The sequence below is a fragment of the Trebonia sp. genome, assembly GCF_049794275.1.
Lineage (GTDB): Bacteria > Actinomycetota > Actinomycetes > Streptosporangiales > Streptosporangiaceae > Trebonia.
The window spans coordinates 1-10,226 of the sequence record NZ_JBARCR010000168.1 but is presented as its reverse complement, the minus strand read 5'-3'; the positions used below and the strand labels follow the sequence as shown (position 1 = coordinate 10,226).

Here is a 10,226-nt window from a genome sequence, read left to right as displayed (position 1 = left end):
GTTCCAGTGCCAGCTGGTCGAGGCGCTCGTAGCCCATGCCGCGGCGGCCGAGGGCCTCGGTGTCCACCTGGACGTCGCGCACGTCGCGCCAGGTCTCCCCCGGCGTGAGGGTCGGCTCCGCCAGTTCGGGGATGCGGGCGGCGCGCAGCGCCTCTTGCACCTCCGGGTCCGCGCGGAACGCCCGCGCCTTGTCCCGCAAGATCAGGTAGTTGCGCATGCACGCGGCGGCGGACGCCCAGACGCCGTCGTCGTCCTCGGTGCGCGGCGGCTTGAAATCGAAGTGCACCGGGCCCGCGTAGCCGCCGGATAGCAGCGTGTCGACCAGCCAGAACGCGCCGCGCGCGTTCCCCGCGCCGAACCGCAGGTCCTGGTCGTACCGCGGGCCGTTCTGGCCGTTGAGGTCGATGTGGAACAGCTTGCCGTGCCAGAGCGCCTGGGCGATGCCGTGCGCGTAGTTCATGCCCGCCATCTCCTCGTGCCCGACCTCGGGGTTGATCCCGACGATCTCCGGGTGCTCGAGCGAGTTGATGAACGCGAGCGCGTGCCCGATGGTCGGCAGCAGGATGTCGCCGCGCGGCTCGTTCGGCTTCGGCTCGATCGCGAACCTGATGTGGTAGCCCTGGTCCAGCACGTACTGCGCCAGCACGTTAAAGCCCTCCGCGTACCGGTACAGCGCGTTCTGCACATCCTTGGCCGCGCCGCTTTCCGCGCCCTCCCGGCCGCCCCAGAACACGTAGGTCTGCGCGCCCAGCTCCGCTGCCAGGTCGAGGTTGCGCATCACCTTCGCCAGGGCGAACCGCCGCACCTCGCGCTCGTTCGCGGTGAACGCGCCGTCTTTGAACATCGGATGGCCGAACAGGTTCGTGGTCGCCGTGGTGACCACCATGCCGGTCTCCTCAAGCGCCTTGCGGAACGCGGAAATCCGCTGCTCCCGCTCGGCCGGCGAGGCATCAAAGTCGAACACATCGTTGTCGTGGAAGTTCACGCCGTACGCACCCAGCTCCGCGAGCTTGCGGACCGCCCGGTCAGCCGGCATCGGCGGGCGCACCGCCCCGCCGAACACGTCTACGCCCTGCCACCCCACAGTCCAAATCCCGAACGAAAAGTGGTCTTCCCTCGACGGCACGTACCGATCCGCTGTCATCGCTGACTCCGTTTCTTTCGTCTCGGGAACAATTCTTCCGTACCGGGAACAGTCCTACCCCTTGACCGCGCCGGACGCACCGGCCACCAGGTAGCGCTGGCCCCACAGGAACACGGCGAGGGCGGGCACCGCGGCCAGCGCGGTGAACGCCAGGATCAAGGCCGTGTTCGACGAGTACGTCGACTGGAACGTGGAGACGCCGAGCGGCAGGGTGAAGTGCGACTGCGTGCTGAACACCAGCAGCGGGAGCAGGAACTGGTTCCAGCTCGTGACGAACGCGAGCAGCGCAACAGTGACCAGCGCGGGCTTGCACATCGGGAGCAGTATCTGCGCGAAGAACCGCAGCCGGCTGGCGCCGTCCACCATGGCGGCGTCCTCGAGGTCACCGGGGATGCCGCGCATGAACGGGCGCAGGATAAGGATCGTGATCGGCAGCGAGAACGCTGCCTCTGGCAGCGCAACGCCGAACTGATTGTCCAGCAGGCCCATCAGCTGGAGCTGCAGGAACAGCGGCAGCGCGGCTATCTGGAGCGGGAACAGCAGGCCGGAGATGAACAGGGTGAAGACGACCTCCCGGCCGCGGAAGACGTACCGGGACAGCGCGAACGCCGCCATCGAGCCGAGTCCCACCGCCAGTGCGGTCGCGACCGTGGCGATCAGCGCACTGTTCCCGAGGAACTCCCAGAATGCCGCGCTGGTAAGGATCGTGCCGTAGTTCGACCAGACCCACGGGTTCGGCAGCGCGGTCGAGTTGGCGCTGATCTGGGCGGTGCTGCGAGCGCCGTCCAGGAACACGTACAGCAGCGGCACCACCGTGAGCCCCAGGATCACGATGGACGCCAGGTACGTGGCCGGCATGATCGTCCAGCTGCTTGACCTCCGCCGCTTGCCGCGTGCCCCGGCCGGCGGGGCCGCCGTGATGGCCGTCATCGTCCCACCGCCCCGGTCAGGGCGCCCGCCGTGTCACGGCGCAGCGCGAACCGCTGGTAGACAAGGGCGAACAAGAAACAGAAGAGGAACATGATGATCGCAATCGCCGTGCCGTAGCTGAACGCCTCGTTCTGGAACCCCGTGCGGTACATGTACGTCGCCATCGAATCCGACGCGCCCGCCGGGCCGCCCTGGGTCATCAGCCAGATGACGTCGAAGACCTGCAGCGAGCCGATGACCGTGATGAAGACCCAGATCCGGATCGTCGGTCCGAGCAGCGGCAGCGTGACCCGCCAGGTCACCTGCCAGGGAGTCGCCCCGTCGATGGCCGCGGCCTCCTTCAGCTCGGCCGGGACGCCCTGTAGCCCGGCGAGCAGCAAGATGATGCCGAAGCCGAGGTACTGCCAGGTGAGCACGGCGAAGACGGAGTACAGCACGACGTGGAGGTTGGCGAGCCACAGCTGCACGAGCCCGCCAAGCCCGGCCGACTTCATCACCTCGTCGACGAGGCCGCCCGGCTGCAGCAACAGCGACCACATGACGGCAGTCACGGCCGGCGGCAGCACGTACGGGGCGAAGATCACCAGCCGCATGAACGTGCGGCCGGGGAACTTGCGGTTCAGCAGCAGCGCGATACCCAGGGCGATCGGCCCCTGGATCACCAGGGACAGTCCGGTCAGGATCAGGGTGTGCTCGATGGCCTGAATGAACGCCGGGTCGCTGAACGCGATCTTGTAGTTGTGCAGGCCGGTGAAATCGCGGAGCGGGCCGAGCCCGTCCCAGTTGTAGAGGCTGTAGTACGCGCCGATCACGATCGGCGCGAGCACGAAGCCGAGGAACAGCACGAGCCCGGGGCCGAGCAGGATGCTCAGCTCGGCCCCCTTGCGCAGTTTCCTGCGACGCCGGAGTCGTCCGCCGCGCCGGACAGCGCCCGGCCCGGGCGTGACGGCATCCGCCGCCACGCCCGGGCCGGTCAGCCCAGCGTCAGCCGCAGTGCTTCGCGTCATATCCCGGCGCGGTGACCGACGAGGTGATGCCCGACCCGGTAGCTTCCGGGCTGGCGAACCACTTCGCCACCGCGTTGTCCAGGTTCTGGCCTGGGGTGGTGGGCAGCGCGGTGTCGAAGTACTCGGCGATGTACGGGGCGGCCGCGTTCGCCGCCGCCGCGTTCTGCTCCGCCGGCACGGCGAGGTCGCTGTTGGCCGCCGGGTTGGCCGGCAGGCCCGCGCCAGCGCCGATGATCTGCTTCTGCACCGCAGGGGTGGTCAGGAACTGGAGGAACTCCGCGCAGGCCGGCTCGGCCGCGCTGGTGGTGCAGGAGTAGCCGTCACCCCCGCCGAGCACGGCCTTCGGGTCTCCGGCACCGCCAGGGACGGCAGGGAAGGGGAACCAGCCGAGCTGGGAGGTGAAGTTCTTGTCGGAGGTGAGGCCGGCACCGGCCGCTGGCTCCCAGTCGCCTTGCAGCTCCATCGCGACCTTGCCGTTGGCGAGCAGCCCCACCGAGCTGTTCGGGACCGACTGAGCCGGGGTGGCGAGGAAGGCGGTCTGGAACGGGTTGGTCTTGACGAACGCGTCGAGGTCGGCGCTTGCCTTGGTGAAGCACGCCGCGCTCAGATTGACGCTGGACATGGCTTGGGTGATGGTCGACTGTGAGCACTCGCGGATGGCGAAGTACTCCCACCAGAAGGCATCCGGCCAGCCGTCCTTGGATCCGAGGCCGATCGGCTGGATGCCGTGCGCCCGCAGCGCGGCGTCGTCGGACTCAAGCTGGGGGATGGTCGTCGGCGGGGAGGTGATGCCCGCCTGCTGGAACAGGTCCTTGCGGTACCAGAAGCCGACCACGTGCAGGTCGTAAGGGACGCCGTACCACTTTCCGTTGGTCTGCCACTCGGTCGCCGGGGTGCCGAGCGAGCCGATCCACGGAGATACATCGCTGGAGATGTCGGCCACCTTCCCTGACTGGACCTGGGTGGCCTGCTGCCCGCTGCCCCACTGCTGGTAGATGTCGGGCGGGGCGTTGCCGCGCAGCGCGGGCGTGATCTTGGTCTTGAACTGCTCGTTCTGCATCGGCACGTTCGCGATGGTGATGTTCGGGTGCGCGGTCTCGAACTGCTTGATGACGTTGTTGAACACGCCGAGCAGCGGCTGCGTGTTGGCGTTGTTCCACCAGCTGAGCGTCACCTTGCCGGAGCTAGAGCTGGAATTCGACGACGTGCTGCTCGATCCGCCGCTGCTGCACGCGGCGAGTACGGTCGCCGCTGCGGCCGCCACCGCAACGCCGAGAACCACGCGTTTTCTATGCATGCTTTGTCATCTCCCCAGGGGGGTAGCGGCCGGAGGCCGTTTTCGAAAGTTTCAGGAAGCTTTCGATGGTGCCGTCATCGTAGAAGCGCCGCCGAGCCGTGGTCAACCCCTGGTTTCCGCAATGTTACCGACTTTTCTCCAGGCCGCCCCCGCCGAGCTTGCAGGCCGTGAGGACATTCCCTTGACCACGCTCTTCGCGTACGATGCACCATGGATATCGCCCGCGAGCTCACTGCTCATTGGTCGAAAATTTTCGGGTTGACAATCGAAAGGTAGGCGCTGTGCGGCATCAAGAAGATAGCACCGCGCGGCAACAGCAGGTCGGTACCGCGCCCAGGCGCGATAGTGCCCGGCTGCTCGAGCGGAAGACCACGCTCGCCGTGATCGCGGCGGAGGCGGGCGTCTCGCTGCCCACGGTCTCGAAGGTGGTGAACGGCCGCCCGGACGTCGCCCCGGCGACGCGCGCCCGGGTGGAGCAGCTGCTCGACCAGCATCAGTACTCAAGGAACGGACTGCGCAGGAACCGCAGGTCCGGGCTCATCGACGTCGTGTTCGCCGGATTGGACAGCCCGTGGGCGGTGGAGATCCTGCGGGGCATCGAGGAGTGGGGCGCGCAGCACGAGACGGCGGTCGCCGTGTCGTCCGTGCGGCACGGCAACGCGCGCCCGGCGAGCTGGACGAGCGCGCTGGCCAGCCACCACACCGACGGCGTGATCCTGGTCCTCACCCGGCCGACCGAGACGCAGCTCGGGCAGCTGCGCAACGCCGGCATCCCGCTGGTCGTCATCGACCCGGCGAACACCCCGCCGCCGGACATCCCGAGCGTGGGCGCGACCAACTGGGCCGGCGGCCTCGCCGCGACCGAGCACCTGCTGAGCCTGGGGCACCGCCGGATCGCGGCGATCACCGGGCCTGCCGACTTCTTGTGCAGCCTGGCGCGGGTCGACGGGTACCGCTCGGCGCTCGAGCGAGCCGGCGTCACGTTCGACCAGGGGCTCGTGCGGTATGGCGACTTCCAGCACGAGGGCGGCTTCGCCCGCGCCGTCGAGCTCCTGGAGCTGCCAGAACGGCCGACCGCGATCTTCGCGGGCAGCGACCAGCAGGCGTTCGGCGTCTACGAGGCGGCCCGGCAGCACGGCCTGCGGATCCCGGAGGACCTCAGCGTCGTCGGCTTCGACGAGCTGCCGGTCACCCGCTGGGCGTCGCCGCCGCTGACCACCGTCAGGCAGCCGCTCGCCGAGATGGGCAGCACGGCCGCGCAGATGCTCGGCGAGCTGATCGAGGGGCTGCCGCTCCGGTCGACCCGCGTGGAGCTGTCCACCGAGCTCATCGTCCGCGAGTCGACCGCCCCCGCTGGCCAGGACCGCATCCGTTTGCCCCGGCAATCCCGTTAGCACGGCAGTCCCGGCACCCCAAAGGAGAGCACGTGACCCAGACCGACGTCGAAACCTGGCGAGACCCCGGGTTCCCTGTCGACCAGCGAGTCACCGACCTGCTCGGCAGGATGACCCTGGAGGAGAAGCTCGCCCAGCTCGGCAGCGTCTGGATGGGCGCCGGGGGCGACGACGGCGGCGTCGCCCCGATGCAAGACCTGTTCTTCAGCCACGACGGGCCGTCGCTCGACGAGCTCATCAAGTGCGGGATGGGCCAGCTCACCAGGGTGTTCGGCACCCGGCCGGTGACGCCGGCGGAAGGCATGCGCGCGCTGGCCGCGCTGCAGGCCCGGGTCATGGTGGCGAGCAGGTTCGGCATCCCCGCGGTCGCGCACGAGGAGTGCCTGACCGGCTTCGCCGCCTGGACCGCCACGATCTTCCCCACCCCGCTCGCGTGGGGCGCCTCATTCGACCCGGCGCTGGTCCGCGACATGGCCAGGGGGATCGGCGCCGCGATGCACGCCGTCGGCGTGCACCAGGGCCTGGCGCCCGTCCTCGACGTCACCCGCGATCCTCGCTGGGGCCGGACCGAGGAGACCATCGGCGAGGATCCGTACCTGGTCGGCAGCATCGGGACCGGGTACGTGCAGGGGCTCCAGGCGGCAGGCGTGCAGGCCACGCTGAAGCACTTCGCCGCGTACTCCGCCTCCCGCGCCGGGCGCAACATGGCGCCGGTGTCCATGGGCCCCAGGGAACTCGCCGACGTCATCCTGCCGCCGTTCGAGATGGCCATCAGGCTCGGCGGCGCCCGCTCGGTGATGCCGTCCTACGTCGACATCGACGGCGTGCCCGCGAGCGCCGACCCCGAGCTGCTCGGCGCACTGCTGCGCGACCAGCTCGGTTTCGACGGCCTGGTCGTATCGGACTACTACGCGGTCTCCTTCCTCGAGCTCCAGCACGCGGTCGCCGCCGACCCGGCGGGCGCCGCGACGCTGGCCCTCGCCGCGGGCATCGACGTGGAACTGCCCACCGTGCGCTGCTACGGGGACCCGCTGCGCTCGGCCGTCGAGGACGGAGACGTCGCCATGAAGGTCGTAGACCGGGCGGTCGCCCGCGTACTGCGGCAGAAGTTCGAGCTCGGCATGCTCGACCCCGGCTGGTCCCCCATCCCGGATGACACGGCCCCGGATGGTGCACACATCGACCTCGACCCGCCCGCGCAGCGCGCGCTGGCCCGCCGCCTCGCCGAGGAGTCCGTCGTGCTGCTCGCCAACGACGGCGGCGCGCTCCCGCTGGCCCCCCCGGACCGGGAAGGCGGCGATCCGGGCCGGGTCGCGGTGATCGGCCCGCTCGCCGACGACCCGCTCGCGTTCTTCGGCTGCTATACCATGCCCAGGCACCTGGCCAGCACCGACGGCGCCGGCGTCGAGGTCACCACCCTCCTCGGCGCGCTGCGCGCGGAGCTGCCCGATGTGGTGCACGCGCGCGGCTGCGACGTGCGCACCGCGGACAGGAGCGGGTTCGCCGCGGCAGTCGCCAGCGCACGTTCAGCGGAAAAGATAGTCGCAGTCGTCGGAGATGAGGCGGGATTGTTCGGCCGTGGCACCTCGGGCGAGGGCTGCGACGTCACCGAGTTGCGGCTGCCCGGCGTGCAGGAAGACCTGCTGCACGCCCTCGCCGACACCGGGAAGCCGGTCGTGGCCGTGCTCGTCACTGGCCGCCCGTACGCGATCGGCGGCGTGGCCGGCCGGCTCGCCGCCATCGTGCAGGCGTTCTTTCCCGGCGAGGAGGGCGGCCCCGCGATCGCCGGGGTGCTCACCGGGCGCGTGACGCCGAGCGGCAGGCTGCCCGTCGAGCTGCCCGCGGCGCCTGGCGCGCAGCCGTCTACCTACCTGCGGTCACGGAACGCGGCCGGCACCGGCAACAGCTCGGTCGACCCGGCGCCGCTGTTCGCGTTCGGGCACGGGCTGTCGTACACGACGTTCGGCTACTCGGACCTGATGCTGTCCGCGGACGACGTGCCGACCGACGGCGCGGTGGAGATTTCGTGCACCGTCCGCAACACCGGCGACGCCGCGGGGACCGAGGTCGTGCAGCTCTACCTCGGCGATCCCGTCGCGTCCGTGGTGCGGCCGGTGCGCTGGCTGGCCGGGTTCACCCGGGTGCCGCTGGCGCCTGGCGAGGCGTGCCGGGTGGCGTTCCGGGTGCACGCCGACCGGACCTCGTTCACCGGCCGGGGCGGCACCCGGATCGTCGAGCCTGGCGAGATCACCGTGGCGGTCGGCGGGGCATCCGACAACCTGCCGCTGACCTGTTCGTTCACGCTCTGCGGCCCGTCGCGCGCGGTGCGGGCCGACCGGATCCTCGACACGCCCGTGACGGTGCATGATCTTCCCGATTAGCTACCCATAGCGCACAATTACCGACATAATTCACGTTTCAGGGCTGTGTCGCGGAAACAGGTCTTAACGGCTGCGACGCGTGTGCTTTAGGCTCTGAGCACGGCACAACGAGGGAGTTCCTCCATGGCACAGATCGTCCTCGACCACGTGGACAAGGTTTACCAGGGCGGCGTCAAGGCGCTCGACGACCTGAACCTTGAGGTGAAGGAGGGTGAGTTCATGGTGCTCGTCGGTCCTTCAGGATGCGGCAAGTCGACCGCGCTGCGGTCGATCGCCGGCCTCGAGGAGATCACCGGTGGCACCATCTCCATCGGTGAGCGGGTGGTGAACGACCTGCCGCCGAAGGACCGCGACATTGCCATGGTCTTCCAGAACTACGCGCTGTACCCGCACATGACCGTGGAAGAGAACCTGGCGTTCGGGCTGAGGCTGCGGCATACGCCCAAGGAGGAGATCAAGCGGCGGGTCCGCGACGCGGCCGCCATGCTCGGTCTCGACCCGTACCTGAAGCGCAAGCCGGCGGCGCTGTCCGGCGGCCAGCGGCAGCGGGTGGCGATGGGCCGCGCGATCGTGCGCGAGCCGCAGGCGTTCCTGATGGACGAGCCGCTGTCGAACCTGGACGCCAAGCTGCGGGTGTCGATGCGGGCCGCCCTGAACCAGCTGCACGACCGGCTCGGTACCACCACCGTGTACGTCACCCACGACCAGGTCGAGGCCATGACGCTCGGGGACCGGGTGTGCGTGCTGTGCGACGGGCGCTTGCAGCAGGTAGACACGCCGCAGAAGCTGTTCGAGTCGCCGGTGAACCTGTTCGTGGCCGGCTTCATCGGTTCCCCCGCGATGAACTTCGTGCTGGCCGACCTGGTCCGTGACGACGGGCCCGCGGCGACCTTCGCCGGTTACCGGCTGCCGGTGCCGGCGACGGTGTTCGACGCCAAGCCGGGGCTGGACGGGTACCTCGGACGCAAGGTCATCATGGGCATCCGCCCGTCGGACTTCGAGGACGCCTCGCTCGGCGACGCGTCGTGGGCGCGGCTGCCGGTCACCGTCGGGGTGACCGAGGAACTCGGCACGGAGATCCACGTTATCTTCACGATCGACGCGCCGCCGGTCGAGCACGCGGCGATCAGCAGCGCCACCGAGCGCCACGAGGAAGAGGACGAGGCCGTCGCCGCGCTGGCCGGCGGCAAGTCGCTATGGACCGCGCGGGTGTCGTCCCGGTCCGGCGCCAGGTCCGGGCAGCCGCTCGAGCTGGCCGTCGACACCACGCGGCTGCACTTCTTCGACCCGGCGAGCGGCGAGTCCATCGGGCACCCGCTGGCCACGGGCTCGGCGGCGGAGACGGTCGCCGCGAGCTGACCCCTACCGGGAGTCACCGGGCGAGTAGGAAGATGCCCGTCGCCAGGAGCGCGGCGACCTTGACCAGCTCAAGTCCGACGTAGACGTAGTGCGCGCGTGAGCGTGGCGTGTCCTCGCCCGCGAGCACGCGGTCCGAGCGGCGGCTGAGCCGCGGCCTGACGACCGCGAGCTGGACGAGCAGTACCGCGATGGCGGTTGCCGCAGCGGCGATTACGCGCGCGGGCGGCAGCTGCGCCGCCGCCGCGGCCGATACCACCAGGACGGTGGCGAGGATCGCCTCGGCTGTGTTCAGCCCGCGGAAGACGAGGCGGCCGATGCCCAGGCCGATCCGCACGGTGACCCCGGGCGCCCGGAACTTCAGCGGCACCTCGAGGAACGAGATGGCGACGACCATGCCGACCCACGTGAAGACCGCGGCGGTCGCGGCGGCGCCGGCGGCGGTCATAAGGATGCCCTGTCCACGCGGTACAGTTTATACAGTTTCTGATTGTATAAATCATCGCGCCCTGGAAGAAGGTTCGGATGACTGACCATGAGCTCGACGTGCGGCCGCTGCCCGGGCCTGGCAAGCACCCCACGATCTTCCAGGCGTACGACGCCCTTGGTGTCGGCGAGTCAATCGCGGTCGTCAATGACCACGACCCGCGGCACCTGCGGGACGAGTTCGAGGTGGAGCATCCCGGCGGCTACGCCTGGGAGTACCTCGCCAGGGAG

General features: G+C 69.7%; 9 protein-coding genes. 4 read left to right on the top strand and 5 right to left on the bottom strand.

What is annotated here, in order from left to right:
* The 4 genes from xylA to WA805_RS04805 all read right to left on the bottom strand — a co-directional run.
* Positions 1 to 1,144 (bottom strand): xylose isomerase (gene xylA, locus WA805_RS04820; RefSeq protein WP_425241743.1); only part of this gene is annotated, 1,144 nt, incomplete at its 3' end.
* Positions 1,145 to 1,198: 54 nt separating this feature from the next.
* Positions 1,199 to 2,074 carry a carbohydrate ABC transporter permease gene (locus WA805_RS04815; RefSeq protein ID WP_422290389.1) on the bottom strand — a complete coding sequence of 292 codons (876 nt, stop codon included), beginning with the start codon at positions 2,072 to 2,074 and terminating at the stop codon, positions 1,199 to 1,201.
* Positions 2,071 to 3,081 carry a carbohydrate ABC transporter permease gene (locus tag WA805_RS04810; protein WP_422290388.1) on the bottom strand — a complete coding sequence of 337 codons (1,011 nt, stop codon included), beginning with the start codon at positions 3,079 to 3,081 and terminating at the stop codon, positions 2,071 to 2,073. The genes WA805_RS04815 and WA805_RS04810 overlap by 4 nt, the downstream gene beginning before the upstream one ends.
* Positions 3,059 to 4,378: an ABC transporter substrate-binding protein gene (locus WA805_RS04805; RefSeq protein ID WP_425241742.1), complete on the bottom strand. Its 1,320-nt coding sequence runs from the start codon at positions 4,376 to 4,378 to the stop codon at positions 3,059 to 3,061. Before WA805_RS04805 ends, WA805_RS04810 begins: the two co-directional genes overlap by 23 nt.
* Positions 4,379 to 4,659: 281 nt before the next feature.
* Between WA805_RS04805 and WA805_RS04800 the strand changes: the two genes are divergently transcribed.
* From WA805_RS04800 to WA805_RS04790, 3 genes are all read left to right on the top strand, one after another.
* Positions 4,660 to 5,772, top strand: a complete 1,113-nt coding sequence (locus WA805_RS04800) for a LacI family DNA-binding transcriptional regulator (RefSeq protein WP_424559303.1) — start codon at positions 4,660 to 4,662, stop codon at positions 5,770 to 5,772.
* A 32-nt stretch (positions 5,773 to 5,804) separates the two neighbouring features.
* Positions 5,805 to 8,153 (top strand): glycoside hydrolase family 3 N-terminal domain-containing protein, encoded by a 2,349-nt coding sequence (locus tag WA805_RS04795; protein ID WP_425241741.1) that lies wholly within the window; start codon positions 5,805 to 5,807, stop codon positions 8,151 to 8,153.
* 123 nt (positions 8,154 to 8,276) lie between these two features.
* On the top strand, positions 8,277 to 9,512 hold the full coding sequence (locus WA805_RS04790; protein WP_425241740.1) for an ABC transporter ATP-binding protein: 1,236 nt from the start codon (positions 8,277 to 8,279) through the stop codon (positions 9,510 to 9,512).
* 13 nt (positions 9,513 to 9,525) lie between these two features.
* Here WA805_RS04790 and WA805_RS04785 read toward each other — a convergent pair whose 3' ends face one another.
* Complete coding sequence (locus tag WA805_RS04785; RefSeq protein WP_425241739.1) at positions 9,526 to 9,957, bottom strand: hypothetical protein; 432 nt, start codon at positions 9,955 to 9,957, stop codon at positions 9,526 to 9,528.
* A gap of 77 nt (positions 9,958 to 10,034) precedes the next feature.
* Between WA805_RS04785 and WA805_RS04780 the strand changes: the two genes are divergently transcribed.
* The coding region (locus WA805_RS04780; protein ID WP_425241738.1) for a DUF2249 domain-containing protein at positions 10,035 to 10,226 on the top strand (192 nt) is incomplete at its 3' end.

Excerpts from the sequence above, each read along its gene's own strand:
- WA805_RS04810 (WP_422290388.1), bottom strand. The coding sequence starts at position 3,081 with ATGACGCGAAGCACTGCGGCTGACGCTGGGCTGACCGGCCCGGGCGTG.
- WA805_RS04815 (WP_422290389.1), bottom strand. The coding sequence starts at position 2,074 with ATGACGGCCATCACGGCGGCCCCGCCGGCCGGGGCACGCGGCAAGCGG.
- WA805_RS04790 (WP_425241740.1), top strand. The coding sequence starts at position 8,277 with ATGGCACAGATCGTCCTCGACCACGTGGACAAGGTTTACCAGGGCGGC.
- WA805_RS04805 (WP_425241742.1), bottom strand. The coding sequence starts at position 4,378 with ATGCATAGAAAACGCGTGGTTCTCGGCGTTGCGGTGGCGGCCGCAGCG.
- WA805_RS04785 (WP_425241739.1), bottom strand. The coding sequence starts at position 9,957 with ATGACCGCCGCCGGCGCCGCCGCGACCGCCGCGGTCTTCACGTGGGTC.